Source organism: Actinacidiphila paucisporea, from assembly GCF_900142575.1.
In the GTDB taxonomy this organism is placed as follows: Bacteria; Actinomycetota; Actinomycetes; order Streptomycetales; family Streptomycetaceae; genus Actinacidiphila; species Actinacidiphila paucisporea.
Genome location: NZ_FRBI01000009.1, coordinates 72,390 through 88,532, shown reverse-complemented (window position 1 = coordinate 88,532; position 16,143 = coordinate 72,390). Strand labels below are relative to the sequence as shown.

General features: G+C 72.8%; 15 protein-coding genes. 12 read left to right on the top strand and 3 right to left on the bottom strand.

Annotation, left to right across the window (positions count from 1 at the left end):
• Positions 1 to 8 precede the first annotated feature (8 nt).
• The 3 genes from BUE44_RS15740 to BUE44_RS15730 are packed head-to-tail and all read left to right on the top strand — an operon-like array spanning position 9 to position 4,140.
• Positions 9 to 938 carry a carbohydrate ABC transporter permease gene (locus BUE44_RS15740; RefSeq protein ID WP_073498660.1) on the top strand — a complete coding sequence of 310 codons (930 nt, stop codon included), beginning with the start codon at positions 9 to 11 and terminating at the stop codon, positions 936 to 938.
• Positions 938 to 1,756: a carbohydrate ABC transporter permease gene (locus tag BUE44_RS15735; protein WP_073498658.1), complete on the top strand. Its 819-nt coding sequence runs from the start codon at positions 938 to 940 to the stop codon at positions 1,754 to 1,756. The genes BUE44_RS15740 and BUE44_RS15735 overlap by 1 nt, the downstream gene beginning before the upstream one ends.
• Entirely contained in the window at positions 1,753 to 4,140 is a 2,388-nt protein-coding gene (locus tag BUE44_RS15730; protein ID WP_073498656.1) for a beta-xylosidase/alpha-l-arabinosidase, read from the top strand. Before BUE44_RS15735 ends, BUE44_RS15730 begins: the two co-directional genes overlap by 4 nt.
• A 106-nt stretch (positions 4,141 to 4,246) precedes the next feature.
• Here the strand turns inward: BUE44_RS15730 and BUE44_RS15725 are convergent, their stop codons facing one another.
• Positions 4,247 to 6,064, bottom strand: a complete 1,818-nt coding sequence (locus BUE44_RS15725) for an FAD-dependent oxidoreductase (protein WP_235002178.1) — start codon at positions 6,062 to 6,064, stop codon at positions 4,247 to 4,249.
• A 372-nt stretch (positions 6,065 to 6,436) separates the two neighbouring features.
• Here BUE44_RS15725 and BUE44_RS15720 point away from each other — a divergent pair, with 372 nt between their 5' ends.
• From BUE44_RS15720 to BUE44_RS15680, 9 genes are all read left to right on the top strand, one after another.
• Positions 6,437 to 7,564, top strand: a complete 1,128-nt coding sequence (locus BUE44_RS15720; RefSeq protein ID WP_073498654.1) for a SchA/CurD-like domain-containing protein — start codon at positions 6,437 to 6,439, stop codon at positions 7,562 to 7,564.
• Between the two features lie 79 nt (positions 7,565 to 7,643).
• Positions 7,644 to 8,105 (top strand): cupin domain-containing protein, encoded by a 462-nt coding sequence (locus BUE44_RS15715; RefSeq protein WP_073498652.1) that lies wholly within the window; start codon positions 7,644 to 7,646, stop codon positions 8,103 to 8,105.
• The gene (locus BUE44_RS15710) at positions 8,102 to 9,367 is read left to right on the top strand and encodes a beta-ketoacyl-[acyl-carrier-protein] synthase family protein (RefSeq protein WP_073498650.1); all 1,266 of its coding nucleotides are present in this window, start codon (positions 8,102 to 8,104) and stop codon (positions 9,365 to 9,367) included. The genes BUE44_RS15715 and BUE44_RS15710 overlap by 4 nt, the downstream gene beginning before the upstream one ends.
• A complete protein-coding gene (locus BUE44_RS15705; protein ID WP_073498648.1) occupies positions 9,364 to 10,623 on the top strand; it encodes a ketosynthase chain-length factor in 1,260 nt (419 codons plus the stop codon). Before BUE44_RS15710 ends, BUE44_RS15705 begins: the two co-directional genes overlap by 4 nt.
• Before the next feature lie 57 nt (positions 10,624 to 10,680).
• Positions 10,681 to 10,938: an acyl carrier protein gene (locus tag BUE44_RS15700; RefSeq protein WP_073498646.1), complete on the top strand. Its 258-nt coding sequence runs from the start codon at positions 10,681 to 10,683 to the stop codon at positions 10,936 to 10,938.
• Positions 10,939 to 10,941: 3 nt separating this feature from the next.
• A complete protein-coding gene (locus BUE44_RS15695; RefSeq protein ID WP_073498644.1) occupies positions 10,942 to 11,412 on the top strand; it encodes an SRPBCC family protein in 471 nt (156 codons plus the stop codon).
• A 66-nt stretch (positions 11,413 to 11,478) separates the two neighbouring features.
• Positions 11,479 to 11,808 carry a TcmI family type II polyketide cyclase gene (locus BUE44_RS15690; RefSeq protein ID WP_073498928.1) on the top strand — a complete coding sequence of 110 codons (330 nt, stop codon included), beginning with the start codon at positions 11,479 to 11,481 and terminating at the stop codon, positions 11,806 to 11,808.
• 187 nt (positions 11,809 to 11,995) lie between these two features.
• Positions 11,996 to 12,433 (top strand): hypothetical protein, encoded by a 438-nt coding sequence (locus tag BUE44_RS15685; protein WP_073498642.1) that lies wholly within the window; start codon positions 11,996 to 11,998, stop codon positions 12,431 to 12,433.
• Positions 12,434 to 12,586: 153 nt separating this feature from the next.
• Positions 12,587 to 13,303, top strand: a complete 717-nt coding sequence (locus BUE44_RS15680; RefSeq protein WP_073498639.1) for a class F sortase — start codon at positions 12,587 to 12,589, stop codon at positions 13,301 to 13,303.
• A gap of 77 nt (positions 13,304 to 13,380) precedes the next feature.
• On the opposite strand, the gene BUE44_RS15675 is transcribed toward BUE44_RS15680, so the two are convergent.
• On the bottom strand, positions 13,381 to 14,448 hold the full coding sequence (locus BUE44_RS15675) for a methyltransferase (RefSeq protein ID WP_079189803.1): 1,068 nt from the start codon (positions 14,446 to 14,448) through the stop codon (positions 13,381 to 13,383).
• An 88-nt stretch (positions 14,449 to 14,536) separates the two neighbouring features.
• Positions 14,537 to 15,934 carry a right-handed parallel beta-helix repeat-containing protein gene (locus tag BUE44_RS15670; RefSeq protein WP_073498637.1) on the bottom strand — a complete coding sequence of 466 codons (1,398 nt, stop codon included), beginning with the start codon at positions 15,932 to 15,934 and terminating at the stop codon, positions 14,537 to 14,539.
• Between the last annotated feature and the right edge of the window lie 209 nt (positions 15,935 to 16,143).

Genomic DNA, 16,143 nt, shown 5'->3' with positions numbered 1-16,143 from the left:
ATCCCCACATGACCACCTCTGCTGAACCCAGGGTGGCAAGGCGCCGGTCCATACGCCGGTCCGGCGCCGCCGTGGCCCGCCCAGGCTTTGCCTGGGCGGCGCCCGCCACCTTGTTCTTCCTGCTTTTCGCCGTCGTCCCGCTGGTCCTGGTCGCGGTGCTCTCCTTCACCAACTGGGACGGTCTGGGCTCGCCCCAGTACGCCGGCCTGGACAACTGGAAAGCGCTGATCCACGACCACGTCATGATCCAGAGCCTGTGGCTCAGCGTCCTGATCACGGTGCTCGGTGTCGTCGTGCAGACCCCGCTGAGCATCCTGCTGGGCGTGTGGGCGGCCGGCAAACCGCGCAACCGGGCGATCCTGTCCGCGATCTACTTCATACCGCTGCTGCTCTCGGCGACCGCGATATCCATCCTGTGGCGGGCGCTGCTCGACCCGAACTTCGGTGTTCCCTCGCAGGCCAAGTGGCTGTTCGGCGACGGCAACCTGTTCGGTCACCAGACCAGTGCCATCGGGGTGCTGGTCTTCGTCGGCGCGTGGCAGTACACCCCGTTCCACACGCTGATCTACCAGGGCGCCACCCGCGCGATCCCGCCGGTGCTCTACCAGGCCGCGGAGATCGACGGCGCCGGTCGTATACGGCAGTTCTTCTCCATCACGCTGCCGCAGCTGCGTACGACGATGATCACCTCGATGATCCTGATGGTCGTCGGCGGTCTCACGACCTTCGACACGGTGCTGATCCTGACCCAGGGCGGCCCCGGTACGGACACCACGATCAGCGCTTACTACATGTACCAGCAGGCGTTCAAGAGCTTCGACTTCGGCGGCGGTTCCGCCATCGCCCTGGTCCTGGTGGTCATCGCCACGATCATCTCGCTCATCGTCGTCAAGGTCTCCGGCTACGACAAGATGCGCAGTTCGACGGAAGGCCTGTGATGAAGCGCCGTCCCAATTATCTCGCCGGGCTCGGCTCGCTCGTCTGGCTGTTCCTGATCGGCCTGCCGCTGTACGTGATGCTCGCGGCCACCCTGCAGGACCGCTCCGACTACTCGTCGAACGGGCCGCTGGCCTTCCCCAAGCACCTCACGCTGCACAACTACACGCAGGACTTCTCCAACGGCTTCGGCCACTTCTTCCTGAACACCCTGGTGGTGACCATCGCCGTGGTCGCGATCGTGCTGCTGGTGGTGCCTCCGCTGGCGTACGCGATCGTGCGCAGCCAGGGCCGGATCACCACCGGGGTCTTCAGGCTGTTCCTGCTGGGCCTGGCGATCCCCGCCCAGGCGGTGATCGTGCCGATGTTCTACGTCATCAGCAAGGCCGGCCTGTACGACAACCTGATCGGCGTCATCCTGCCGACCGCGGCCTTCTCGCTGCCGGTGTGCGCGCTGATCCTCACCGGCGTGATGCGCGAGATCAGCCCGGAGCTGTACGAGGCCATGGCCATGGACGGCGCGACGCCGTGGCGGGTGTTCTTCCAGCTGGTGGTCCCGCTGTCCAAGAGCGGACTGTCCACGATCGTGGTCTTCTCCGCCCTCCAGGCGTGGAACGGCTTCCTCTTCCCGCTGGTCCTGACCCAGTCCGACTCGTCGAAGGTCATCACCCTCGGCCTCTTCAACTTCCAGACCGAGCACGGCATCGACATCCCCGGCCTGCTGGCCGCGGTCGTGCTGTCGATGCTGCCCATCTTCATCGTCTACCTGTTCGCCCGCCGTGCCCTGGTCCAGGGACTCATGGGCGTCGGAGGAAAGTGACCGGCACCGTGGCCGAAGAGAACAAGTCCGCTACTCCCCCATGGAGGAACACCTCCCTCGCCCCGGAAGACCGGGCCGACGCGCTGATCGCCGCGATGACCCTGCCGGAAAAGGTCGCGCAGCTGTTCGGCATATGGGTGGGTGCGTCCGACGAAGGCGGCGAGGTCGCCCCGTACCAGCACGAGATGGAGGAACCGGTCACCCTTGAGAGCCTGCTGCCGCAGGGTCTCGGCCAGCTGACCAGGTCGTACGGCACCGCTCCCGTCGACCCGGCGCTCGGCGCGCTGTCACTGCTGCGCACCCAGCGCCGCATCGCCGCGGCGAACCGTTTCGGCATTCCGGCCGTCGCGCACGAGGAGTGCCTGGCCGGCTTCGCGACCTGGGGTGCCACCGCCTACCCCGTGCCGCTGTCGTGGGGCGCCAGCTTCGACCCGGAGCTGGTCCGCACCATGGCGGCCCGGATCGGGCGCGACATGCGCGCGGTCGGCGTGCACCAGGGCCTGGCCCCCGTGCTCGACGTGGTGCGCGACGCCCGCTGGGGACGGGTCGAGGAGACCATCGGCGAGGACCCGTATCTCATCGGCACGGTCGGCACCGCCTACGTCCAGGGCCTGGAGTCCGCCGGGATCGTGGCGACGCTCAAGCACTTCGTGGGCTACTCCGCCTCCCGCGCGGGCCGCAACCTCGCGCCGGTCGGCATGGGCACCAGGGAGCGCGCCGACGTGATGCTGGCGCCGTTCGAGATGGCGCTGCGCGAGAGCGGCGTCCGCTCGGTCATGCACGCCTACACCGACACCGACGGCGTTCCCTCCGCCGCCGACGAGGAACTGCTGACCGGGCTGCTGCGCGACACCTGGGGCTTCACCGGGACGGTCGTCGCCGACTACTTCGGCGTCGCCTTCCTCAAGACGCTGCACGGCGTGGCCGGCACCCTCGGCGAGGCGGCCGGCGCCGCGCTCGCCGCCGGCGTCGACATCGAGCTGCCCACCGTCAAGGCGTTCGGCGAGCCGCTGCTCAAGGCGCTGGCCGACGGGCAGGTCCCCGAGGCCCACATCGACCGCGCGCTGCGGCGCGTGCTGGTCCAGAAGGTGCAGCTCGGGCTGCTCGACCCGGACTGGGACCCGGTGCCCGACGCGCTGGCCGGCGCCGACCTCGACGACACCGCCGCGCTGCGCGGCCTGGTGGACCTCGACCCGGCGCAGAACCGGGCCATCGCCCGGCAGATCGCCGAGCGCAGCGTCGTGCTGCTGCGCAACGACGGCACCCTGCCGCTCGCGGGCCCGGCCAGGATCGCGGTCATCGGCCCCAACGCCGAGGTGCCCACCGCGGTGCTCGGCTGCTACTCCTTCCCCGTGCACGTCGGGGGGCAGCACCCCCAGATGCCGCTCGGCATCGAGCTGCCCACGCTGCGCGAGGCGCTGGCCGCCGAATTCCCCGGCAGCGAGATCGTCACCGCCGCGGGCTGCGGCATCGACACCGACGGCACCGAGGGCTTCGCGGAGGCGGTACGGCTGGCCGCGGGAGCGGACATCGTTGTCCTCGCGCTCGGTGACCGCGCCGGCCTCTTCGGCCGCGGCACCAGCGGTGAGGGCTGCGACGCCGAGTCGCTGGCCCTGCCGGGAGTCCAGCAGCAGCTGCTCGACACGCTGCTCGACGCCGGCACCCCGGTCGTCGTCACCCTGCTCGCCGGGCGTCCCTACGTGCTCGGCCGGGCGGTGACCGAGGCCGCGGCGATCGTGCAGACGTTCTTCCCCGGCGAGGAGGGCACCGGCGCCGTCGCCGGTGTGCTGTCCGGGCGGGTCGCGCCGTCGGGACGGCTGCCGGTCAGCATCCCGCGGCAGGCCGGCACCCAGCCGACCACGTATCTGGCCTCGAAGCTCGGCCAGTCCAGCGAGTCGTCGAACATCGACCCGACGCCGGCCTTCGGCTTCGGCCACGGTCTGACGTACACCACCTTCCAGTGGACCGACCTGGACGTGCCGGACCTGGAGGCCGGCACGGACGGCGAGATACGTCTCGCGTTCACCGTCCGCAACACCGGTACACGGGCGGGCACCGAACTGGTGCAGCTGTACCTGCACGACCCGGTCGCCTCCGTGGTGCAGCCGGTGCAGCGCCTCATCGGCTACCGGCGGGTGGACCTGGCAGCCGGGCAGTCCGCCCGGGTCGAGGTCACCGTGCCGGCCGACCTGGCGTCCTTCACCGGTCGCGCCGGGCAGCGCGTCGTGGAGCCCGGCGAGCTGGAGCTGCGGCTCGGCGCGTCGTCCACGGACCTGCGGCTGACGGTCATCGCCACGCTGAGCGGGCAGGTGCGGGAGCTGGACCACACCCGCCGGCTGCACGCGACGTTCAGCACGACGGCGGAGCCGCTGCCGGTGGCATGACCTCGGCTGGGGTGGGCGGGCCGCCCGCCACACCTCCCCGGAAAGCGGCGACGGCCGCCGGTGACCACCGGCGGCCGTCGCCGCTTCGCGCGTACCGCCGCACGGGTCAGTCCAGGCTGAGCACCTGGCACAGTACGGCGCTCAGCTCGGCCGCCGGCTCCGTGCAGCCGGTGGTGGCGCGCCAGGCGACGAAGCCGTCGGGACGTACCAGCAGGGCGCCGTCCGGGCCGGTGCCGTGCACCGCGGCCCAGTCCGCGCCGGGCTCGGTCACCAGGTCGGCGTCCTTGCCCGTCCCGACCCGGTAGCGGTCCAGCGGCACGCCGAGTTCGGCGGCGACGCGGGCCGCGGCGCCGTGCCACGCCTCACCGGCCGCGCTGCCGGCGCCGGTGAGCAGCACCGGCACCCGCTCGTACAGGTCGAGCGTGGAGACCCGCTCGCCGGCGCGGTCGACCCACAGGTGCGGCGCCCGCGTGCCGGGCTCGCCCAGCCACAGCCGCGGCCCGCCGCCCGCGCCCGCGGGCTTGCCCCCCGGCGCGCCGCCCTTGCCTCCGGACGCGGTCGGGACGGCCGGCCCGCCCGGCGGCCGGTCGGCCGGAGTGGTCGTGGGGTCGCCGGGAACCGTCGGGACGACGGGACCGCCCGTGCCGCCGGGGCCGGGCGGCGGGGAGGGCGGGCCCTCCGGGACGACCGGGCGCCGCGGGTCGACGCCGATGACGGCGCCGGCCGGGTAGCGGTAGCCGAGTGCCACGGTCAGCACGCCGCTCTGCCGGTTGCCGCCGAGCGGGGCGGCGTCGTAGCCGGGGTGGCTGTGCTCGGCCGAGCGCTGGGAGGCGCGGGCGCTGGTGGCCACCGCGACCGGGCGGCGCTCGGCGCCGTAGGTCTCCAGCAGGCCGGGTCCCGCCCAGCCGCCGAGGACCGCGGCGAGCTTCCAGGCCAGGTTGTGGGCGTCCTGGATACCGGTGTTGGAGCCGAAGGCGCCGGTCGGCGACATCTCGTGGGCGGCGTCGCCCGCGAGCAGTACCCGGCCCTTCGAGTAGTGCTCGGCCACCCGTTCTGCGGCGTGCCACGGGGCCTTCCCGGTGATCTCGACCTCCAGGCCCGGCACCCCGACCGCGGTGCGGATGTGCGCGGCGCACCGCTCGTCGGTGAAAGCCTCGAGGGGCTCGCCGCGTTCGGGGTGCCAGGGCAGGTGGAAGACCCATTCGGCCTCGTTGTCCACCGGCAGCAGCGCCCCGTCCGCGTCCGGGTTGGTCAGGTAGCAGGCGATGAAGTGGCGGTCGCCGACGGCTTCGGCGAGCCGCTTGGCGCGGAAGGTGACGCTGACGTTGTGGAACAGCTCGCCGGCGCCGGTCTGGCCGATGCCCAGGCGCTCGCGCACCGGGCTGCGCGGCCCGTCGGCGGCGACCAGGTAGTCGGCGCGTACGGTACGGGTCTCGCCGGTTTCGCGGTGCAGTACCTGCGCGGTCACGCCGTCGGCGTCCTGCTCGAAGGACCGCAGTTCGACGCCGAAGCGGATGTCGGCGCCCAGCGCGCGGGCCTCCTTGAGCAGCACCGGCTCCAGGTCGTTCTGGCTGCACAGGCACCAGCCGGACGGGCTGAAGGCGGCCAGGCCGCCGCCCGGGTCGATCTCCCGGAAGAGCCACTGCTGGTTGTCGCCGGTCAGCGACTCGGCCTGCAGGATGCCGTGGTTGCGGGACAGGACGGACGCGGCCGCGCGGATCGCCGGCTCCACGCCGGCGGTCCTGTACAGCTCCATCGTGCGCACGTTGTTTCCACGGCCGCGCGGGTGGTGCGAGGTCGCGGCGTGCTTCTCGACCAGCAGGTGGTCCACGCCGAGCCGGCCGAGGAAGAGTGAGGTCGACAGTCCCACCAGGGACCCGCCGGTGATGAGGACCGGTACACGGTCGTCGGACGTCGGTTGCATCTGTTGCTCCAGCCTGTACGGGCACGCGGGGCGCGGCGGCGGTCGGCCGCCGGTGCGGCTGGGGCCTGCCGTCGGATGCGACACGGCCCAGGGGCCCGGCACGCCGTCGTCCGGTCCCGCCTTCTCCTTGCCCGGTCGGGGCCGCGCGGCGGTGTCCTGGCGGCGCATTCGCCCGCATGGACCGCAATTCTCGCGGCGTTGGTGGGATCGAAGCACGATCAGAGCGCAGGGCCCCGGAAACGCACACCGGTGCGGATCGGGTGGCTTTCGCGTCCGCCGGCCGCGGCAGCGCGGGCGGCTGGTGCTCACACCTCGCGGAACGCAGATCGCACACCGCACATCGCACATCGGCAGTCGAAGGAGAAGTGGAAGATGACGACCCTGTCCGAAGAGCCGGGGACGGCGGGCACCGCGGCGGGCGCACAGGACACCGAGTGCGCTCGGCTTCGCGTGGTCCTGCTGCTCGACATCCAGAAGGGCGCGCAGGAGCGCTTCCTCGACGCGTACGAGCTGCTGCGCAGCCAGGTCGCCTCGGTGCCCGGGCACGTCAGCGACCAGCTGTGCCAGTCCATCGAGGACCCCTCGCAGTGGCTGATCACCAGCGAGTGGGAAAGCTCCGAGCCGTTCCTGGCGTGGGTGGACAGCCCCGAGCACCGCGAGATGGTCAAGCCGATGCACTCATGCGTCAACGACACCCGCTCGCTGCGGTTCGACATCCTGCGCGAGACGTCGGTGGCAGGGCACACCGGGCACCGGGCACCGCGTCCGGAGCGGGCCGGCGACGGCCGCATCCGGCACGCGATCACCTTCACCGTCCGGCCGGGCAGCGAGGAGAAGGTCGCCAAGCTGCTGGCCGACTACGCCTCGCCGTCGGCGCGGGTCGACTCGGCCACCCGGCTGTGCAGGACGACGCTGTTCATGCACGGCAACCGGGTGGTCCGCGCGGTCGAGGTCAGCGGGAACCTCGTGGCGGCGCTGCGGCACGTGGCGCAGCAGCCCGAGGTGCAGGCGGTCGAGGAGGCCATCAACCCGTACCTGGAGGAGGAGCGCGACCTGACCGACCCGGAGGCCGCCAGGGCGTTCTTCACCCGTGCCGGGCTGCCCGCGGTGCACGAGGCGGTGGCCGAGGCCGACCGCACCGGCAAGGTGCGCAGGTACGCGCTGCACTACCCGGTACGCGGCGGCAGCGGCGCCGCTGCGGCCCGGGTGCTCGCCAGGTCCGACGAGCTGGCCGCGGCCGACCCGACGGGCTCGCTGGTGCGCAGCACGGTCTTCCAGCGCGACGACATCGTCGTGCGGGTGATCGACCTGGCCGCGGCCGCCGACAAGGACCTGGCGCTGACCACCGGCACCGCCGACGGCGACCTGGCCGCGGAGCTGGGCCGGCTGCTCGAACTGCCGGGCGGCGTCCGCGACCTGGGTGACGAACGGGGCCGCAGGGAACTGCTCGCGCACCTGGAGATGACCCTGGTCACCGACCGCCACGCACAGGACTCGTGACCCTCGTTCCGCTTTCCCGCAGCGCGGGCCGGCCGCCACTCCCCAGCGGCCGGAGTGACTTCATCTGGAGGCACCCGTCATGACCGCTCAGCCCCCCCGGATCGTGCACGTCGACGATGTCGAGCCCAACCGGCGCCGCGGTGGTGATCTGCGCGCCATGCTCACCCCGACCGTCAGCGGATCGACCAGCGGCTTCATGGGTGTGGCGATCGTGCGGCGCGGTGAACGCATCGCCGAGCACTACCACCCCTACTCCGAGGAGTTCGTCTTCGTGGTCAGCGGCGACCTCGAAGTCGACCTCGACGGCACGCCCTACGCCCTGAGCGCCGACCACGGGCTGCTCATCCCCAAGGACGTACGCCACCGCTTCCGCAACGTCGGTGACAGCGAGGCCCGGATGGTCTTCCACCTCGGCCCGCTCGCGCCGCGCCCGGAACTGGGCCACGTCGACACCGAGGACGCGGCGGGCAACCCGCTGGTCGCCGACGGTGCCCGGCCCAGCGCGGCACGGCCGCCGGAAGCGGCGGGGGCGGTCTCGTGACCCGGCGGGTGGCGGTGACCGGGGTCGGCGTCGTCGCCCCCGGCGGGGTGGGCGTGCCCGCGTTCTGGGACCTGCTCACCGCCGGACGGACGGCGACCCGGGCCATCACCCGCTTCGACGCCGCCGGCTTCCGGTCCCGAATAGCCGCTGAGTGCGACTTCGACCCGGCCGCCTGCGGCCTGGACGCCCGGCAACTGGCCCGCGCCGACCGCTACGTGCAGTTCGCGATGGCGGCGACCGACGAGGCGCTGCACGACTCCGGTCTCGACCCGCGGGCCGAGGACCCCTGGCGGATCGGGGTGTCGCTGGGCACCGCGGTCGGCGGCACCACCCGGCTCGAACAGGACTACGCCCTGGTCAGCGCCGGCGGCGACCGGTGGGACGTGGACCACAGGCCGGCGCTGCCGCACCTGCACCGGGCGTTCACGCCCAGCGCGCTGTCCGCGGAGGTCGCCGAGCAGGTCGGCGCGCACGGCCCGGTCCAGACGGTCTCCACCGGCTGCACCTCGGGTCTTGACGCGGTCGGCTACGCCTTCCAGAGCATCGAGGAGGGCCGCGCCGACATCTGCATAGCCGGCGCGTCGGACTCGCCGATCTCGCCGATCACGGTGGCCTGCTTCGACGCCATCAAGGCGACCTCGCCGAACAACGACGACCCTGAGCACGCCTCCCGCCCCTTCGACGCCAACCGGGACGGCTTCGTCCTCGGCGAGGGCGGCGCGGTGCTGGTCCTGGAGGAGCTGGAGCACGCCAGGGCCCGCGGCGCCCGGGTGTACTGCGAGGTCAGGGGCTACGCCTCGTTCGGCAACGCCCACCACATGACCGGGCTGACCCGTGAGGGTCTGGAGATGTCACGGGCCATCGACCGTGCACTGGCGCACGGCAGGATCGACCGCACCGCCGTGGACTACGTCAACGCCCACGGCTCGGGCACCAAGCAGAACGACCGGCACGAGACCGCGGCCGTCAAGCGGTCGCTGGGCGAGCATGCCCGCAGGACCCCGATGAGTTCGATCAAGTCCATGGTCGGGCACTCCCTGGGTGCGATCGGCGCCATCGAACTGGCCGCCTGCGCACTGGCGATGGAGCACGGTGTGGTGCCTCCGACCGCCAACTACGAGACCCCCGACCCCGAGTGCGACCTCGACTACGTGCCGAGGACCGCACGCGAGCTGCCGTTGCGGACCGTGCTGTCCGTCGGCAGCGGCTTCGGCGGCTTCCAGTCCGCCGTGGTCCTCAACCGGGAGGAGCCGAGCCGATGACCGCGAAGCGGAACAGGCAGGACGAGCAGCGCCGTGCGGTGATCACCGGGCTGGGAGTGATCGCGCCCACCGGGATCGGCGCGGACGCGTACTGGAAGGCGACCAAGGAGGGCGTCAGCGCGCTCGGACCGGTCACCAGGGAGGGCTGCGGCGACCTGCCGCTGGCCGTCGCCGGCGAGGTGCACGGATTCGACCCGTCGACGCTGGTCGAGGAGCGATTCCTGGTGCAGACCGACCGCTTCAGCCACTTCGCGATGGCCGCCGCCGACATGGCGCTGAGCGACGCGGCCCTGGACGCCGCCGGCGCCGGCGAGTTCGCCATCGGCGTGGTCACCGCGGCGGGTTCCGGCGGCGGCGAGTTCGGCCAGCGCGAGCTGCAGCAACTGTGGGGCCGCGGGCCGCGGTTCGTCGGGCCCTACCAGTCCATCGCGTGGTTCTACGCGGCGAGCACCGGACAGATATCCATCCGCGGCGGCTTCAAGGGCCCGTGCGGGGTGGTCGCCGGCGACGAGGCCGGCGGTCTCGACGCCTTCGCGCACGCGGCCCGCAGCATCCGCGGCGGCACCGACGCGATGGTGCTCGGTGCCACCGAGGCGCCGCTCGCGCCGTACTCGATCGTCTGCCAGCTGGGCTATCCGGAGCTGAGCACGGTCCGCGACCCGCAGCAGGCGTATCTGCCCTTCACCGACCGCGCCTGCGGCTTCGTGCCCGCCGAGGGCGGCGCGATGTTCGTGGCCGAGGAGGAGACGGCGGCCCGCGAACGCGGTGTCGCCGCCCGGGCGGTGATCGCCGGGCATGCGGCGACCTTCACCGGCTCCGGCGACTGGGCCGCCTCGCGGGAAGGCCTGGCGCACGCGATCCGCGGCGCGCTGGACGAGGCGGGGCTCGCGCCGGAGGAGGTCGACGTCGTCTTCGCCGACGCGCTCGGCGTGCCCGCGGCCGACCACGCCGAGGCGCTGGCGCTGGCCGACGTGCTCGGCCGGCACGCGGCCCGGGTCCCGGTGACCGCCCCCAAGACCGGTACCGGGCGCGCCTACTGCGGTGCCTCGGCGCTGGACAGCGCCTGCGCGGTGCTGTCCATGGAGCACGGCGTCGTGCCGCCCACCCCGAACGTCACGGACATGACCGACGGCCTCGACCTGGTCACCGGCCATGCCAGGCAGGCCGATCTGCGCACCGCCCTGGTGCTCAGCCGCGGGCTGCTCGGCTCGAACTCGGCACTGGTGCTGAGGCACGGCGCCGACGCCCGTCCCTGACCCCCGACCGCACGTCCCCACCCCCGCACCACTCCCCCTCCTCGTAAGGAGCCGCTCATGCACACCGAACTCACCTACGCGGAACTGGCCTCGCTGATGGAGCGCCGGGCCGGCGTCATCGTCAACCCCGCCGACCTGGAGCTGCAGTCCGACACGCCGTTCGCCGACTTCGGCCTGGACTCGCTGGGCCTGCTCGGCATCGTCGGCGCGCTGGAGAACGAGCACGGCGCCACCATCCCCGCCGACGCCGATGCCTGCAGGACCCCCAGGGAACTGCTCGACGTCGTCAACGACGTACTGAAGGCGAGGGCCTGAGCCATGGCCGCACACACCGAGAACGAGATCACCGTCAACGCCCCGCTCGACCTCGTCTGGGACATGACGAACGACCTGGAGCACTGGCCTCAGCTGTTCAGCGAGTACGCGTCGGTGGAGGTCCTGGAGCGCAAGGGCCGCAAGACCACCTTCCGGCTGACGATGCACCCGGACGAGAACGGCACCGTGTGGAGCTGGGTCTCCGAGCGGGAGCCGGTGCCGGAGACCCGTACGGTCACCGCCCGCCGGGTCGAGACCGGACCGTTCGACTTCATGGAGATCTTCTGGAGCTACCACGAGGTCCCGGGCGGCACCCGGATGCGCTGGGTGCAGGACTTCGCGATGAAGCCGGAGGCCCCGGTCGACGACGCCGGGATGACCGCCAGGATCAACGCGAACTCCGCCGTCCAGCTGGAGCTGATCAGGGACAAGATCGAGCAGCGCGCCCGCGAGCAGGTCCCCGTCCCCAACTGACGCCGTGCCCGGGCGGGCCGCGCCTGCCCGGGCTCCCCCGCAGCAAGCAGGAGTGAGAACGTGACCGTGCACCGCGCTCTGATCGTCGCCCGTATGGCACCCGGCTCGGCCGACGACATCGCCGAGGTCTTCACCGACTCCGACCGTGGCGAGCTGCCGCGGTTGATCGGAGTCAGGGGCCGGAGCCTGTTCCAGTTCGGCGACCTCTACTTCCATCTGATCGAGGCCGACGGCCCGCCCGGGCCCGCGGTCGCCGAGCACGCCTCGCACCCGGAGTTCAAGGACATCAGCGAGCGGCTGTCGTCGCACGTCAGCGCCTACGACCCGGCGACCTGGCGGTCCCCGAAGGACGCCATGGCCCGCGAGTTCTACCGCTGGGAGCGCATCGGCGGCTGACGTCCGGCCGGCGCCGCCGTCCCCCGTGCGGCGCAGCGCACCCCCCGGAGGGCGCAAGGGACACCCCCTTGCGGCCCTCTCCGGTGGCGGGCCGCTCGCGCAGGACTGACGGTGAGGGTGTCGCTACTGCGCACCCTTCGGTTGACGACCTGTCATCCGACGCATGCGCGACGGAAGGAATTCCACCATGCGCACTGCCCGCACCCTTTTCGCAGGAGCTGCTCTGTCCGCAGCCCTCGCCATCGCCGCCCCGGCCGCCCACGCGACGGGTGCCGTCAACGCGTACGACCCGAGCAACCAGGGTTCGTCGCACTCCAGCAGCCACTCGTCCACCAACAACAGCGGCGCCGCCGGCACCGACAGCAGCGCCGACCACTCGGCCTCGTCCGACCACTCGGCCTCGTCCGACGACAGCTCCTCGTCGGACGACGCCACCACCCAGCAGGGTGACGCGGGTTCGTGGCACGGCAAGCAGCCGCACGGCGGCGTGCACACCGGCGGTGGCGGCATGGCGCTGTCCGGCGGCGGCATGGCGGCCGGTTCGGTCCTGCTGCTCGGCGGCCTCGGTGCCGGCACGGTGGCGCTGCGCCGTCGCCGCACGCCGGCCGGCGGCCTGGCGGTCTGACACCGACCTGTTCGGTGAAGGGCTGAAAGCCCGCTGAACCCGCTCCAGCCTGTCTCCTGCCGTGGCCACCGCCGCTTCCCGCGGTGGTGGCCACGGCAACATCCGGCCCCGCGCCGCCCGCACTGTCCGCGAGCCGATGAAAGGCATCGCCCCATGTCCCAGCAGTACCCGCCGCCTCCGCCGGGCGCGGCGGACGCCGCGCCCGGCCCGCGCCCCTCCCGCGTGCTGCGCTGGGCGGTCGCCTCCGCGGCCCTCGGCGCCCTGATGATCTACAACTCGGTCGACTCCTCCGGCACCGGCCTGCCGGGGCCGCCCGCGTCCGCGGCCGCGGCGCCCAGCATCACCGCCGGTGCCCCGGCGACGGCCATCGGCCCCGTCGGCGTCGCGACGCCGACGGTCGGCCTGCCGCACGCCAACCCCACCCGGCTGGTCATCAAGAACATCGCGGTGGACGCGCCCTTCACCCCTTTGCACCTGGACGCGGCGGGCAACCTCGAAGCGCCGCCCGCGGGCAACACCAACCTCGTCGGGTGGTACGCCGAGGGGCCGACGCCCGGCGAGCGCGGCCCGGCGATCGTGGCGGGGCACGTCGACACCAAGACCGGGCCCGCCGTCTTCCTGCTGCTGCGCCTGCTCAGGCCGGGCGCCACCGCCGACATCACCCGGGCGGACGGCACCGTCGCGACCTTCACCGTCGACTCGGTGGAGATGTTCTCCAAGGGCGAGTTCCCCGACCAGCGGGTCTACGGCGCCACGCCCGACCCGCAGTTGCGGATCATCACCTGCGGCGGCAGCTACGACCGCTCCAAGCGCGACTACACCGACAACGTCGTGGTCTTCGCGCACCTGACGTCCTCGCGGCGCGCCTGACGGCGTGCCCGACCACGCCGACGGCCGGCCCGGATGACCGGGCCGGCCGTCTTCGCGCGCCGCGGGCGCGACGCGTGTCAGGAGCCGCGGACGGTGCTTTCGAAGGCGTGCAGATACGGGTTGACCGGGCGCACCTCGCCGACCGCGAGGCCGGCCTCGGTCATCCGGGTGACCAGGCTCTCCCTGGTGTGCTTCTGCCCGCCGACGTTGAGGAGCAGCAGCAGGTCCATGGCGGTGGTGAACCGCATGGACACGCTGTCGTCCACCAGGTTCTCGATGACCAGCACCCTGGCGCCGGGGCGGGCCGCGGCGACGACGTTGCGCAGCGTCCTGCGGGTGCTGTCGTCGTCCCATTCGAGGATGTTCTTGATGACGTAGAGGTCCGCGTCGACCGGGATCTCCCGGCGGCAGTCGCCCGGCAGCAGGGTCGCGCGATCCGCCAGCGCACCGCCGTCCCGGAGCCGCGGGTCGGCGTTCGCGACGACCTTGGGCAGGTCGAGCAGGGTGCCGCGCAGCGCCGGGTGCTTCTCCAGCAGGCCGGCCAGCACGTGGCCCTGGCCGCCGCCGATGTCCGCGACGGTGGCGACGCCGGTCATGTCGAGGCTCTCCACCACGTCGCGGGCGGACTGCATGCTGGAGCGGGTCATCGCCTTGTCGAAAACGGCGGCCGACTCGGGCGCGTCCTCGTGCAGGTAGTCGAAGAACCGCTTGCCGTGCAGGTCGGCGAAGACGTCCTGGCCGGTGCGCACCGCGTCGTCCAGCCGCGGCCACGCCTCCCAGGTCCACGGCTCGGTGCACCACAGCGCGATGTTGCGCAGCGAGTCGGGAGCGTCCTCGCGCAGCATCCGGGACATCCCGGTGTGCACGAAGCGGCCGTCGGGCTGCTCGGCGAAGACGCCGTAGCTGGTCAGCGCCCGCAGCAGCCGGTTCAGCGGCCGGGACTCGGTCCGCACGGCGGCGGCCAGCTCCTCGGCGGTGGCCGGCTCCTCGTCGAGCGCGTCGGCGACGCCGAGCCGGGCCGCCGCACGGATGGCGGCGGCGCAGGCCGCGCCGAAGACCAGCTCGCGCAGCCGCATGGCGGACTGGTCGGGAGCGTGTTGCGGCGGAGCCGGGGTGGCCGGCGGTGCCGCGGCCTGTTGGGTCATGGTCATAGTCGGCCCTTCTTGTCATGCCGGGTCGGCGGCGGGATCGGGCGGGGGCGTGGTGCGCGCGGCGGACCGGCGTACGCGCCGGTCAGCACCGGCCGGCCGGCTCGGAGACGGCACAGGAGTTGGCGCTGAAAGTGTTGCCCGACCCCTTGGTGTCGCGGTCGGCGAGGTCGGCGGGGCTGTTGCCCGACAGGGTGTTGCCGCTGACCTGGTTGCGCAGGTTGGCGACGCCGACCTCGCTCGGGTAGAGCACGACTCCGCCGGACATCGGGGAGGCGCCGGAGTTGCCGGTGATGGTGTTGCCGCTGATCCGGGTGTCCTCGGCGCCGGTGAGCAGCACGCCGGTGCCCTGGATGGCGGGCAGCCGGCCGCTCGCGGCGCAGAACTTGTTGTTGGCAGTGATCTTGTTCTGCCGGATGTCGAGGTCGCCGGCCTTCGGGTTGTTTTCGTCGCCGACGACGAAGACGCCGCCGCAGTTGCCGGTGACGGTGTTGTTCTCGACGGCCAGCACGCGGGCCCGCCGGACCGTCACGCCGATGCGGTTGCCCGACAGGGCGTTGTCAGCGATCACGGTGCCGCGGGTGTCGAGGGCACCGCCCTCGTTGCTGATGAGGTTCGCGACGAAGATGCCGGACTGGCCGTTGCCCACGGCCTCGTTGTCACGCAGCACCGAACGGGTGGACTTCTCCTGGCTGATGCCCTGCTGGCCGTTGTTCTTGGCCACCACCCGGCTGACGACCATGCCGTCGGTACCCGAGACGTCGATGCCGTTCGCACGGAAGCCGGTCACGGTGAGCGACTCGATGCGGACCGCGTCGAGCGCGTGCCCGTCGGCGCCGGTGACGCAGATGCCGTGCCCGGCGGCCGCGCACGCCGCCTGCGTGGTGGTCCCGGTGACGGTCGTGCCGGTCTCGGCCTTCCCGGCGGTCGGCGCGGTGCCGTTCGGCGTCGCGGCGGGGACGGCAGCCTGCGCACCGGCCGGCATCCTCGCGGGGGCGCCCTGCTGGGCACCGGCGGGCATCGTCGCAGGGGCGCCCTGCTGCGCACCGGCGGGGGCCATCGCACCTGCGTCATGCTGCGCACCGGCCGGGGCGGACTGCGCGCCGGCCGGAGCCATCGCCGAAGCGCCCTGCTGCGCGCCAGCCGGCATCGTCGCCGGAGCGCTCTGCTGCGCGCCGGCGGGGGCGGTCGCCGGAGCGCTCTGCTGCGCACCCGCGGGGGCCGTCGCCGGGGCGGCGCCGGCACCTTGGCCGGCCGGGGCGGTGAGCGTGACCTGGCCGGAGCCGACGCCTTCCAGCGTCACGTTCCGGGTGATCTGCACGCTCTCGCGGTACGTGCCCGGCATCACCAGAACGGCACCGCCGGCGGGGGCCGCGTCGATCGCCGCCTGGATCGACTGTCCTTCGTGCACCAGCTGCACGGACCATGCGGCGTGCGCGGCGGGCGCCATGGCGGCACCCGTTCCGAGCGCCGCGATGGTCATGACTCCTGCGATGTACCTGCTGTGACGTACGGGCATCGCCCTGACCTGCCTTTCTCGACCCGGCAGAGCAGTAGCGCCGCCACGGGTCCCAGTACCTGATTCGGATTGCACTCGCCAACGCCCCTTCGGCGAGGGGGCTGAGCCCGCGCGATTCGAAGCTATGGCCGGCCTGGGCCACCCGCCATTTCTGCTCCGGCATCCGTGGCTCG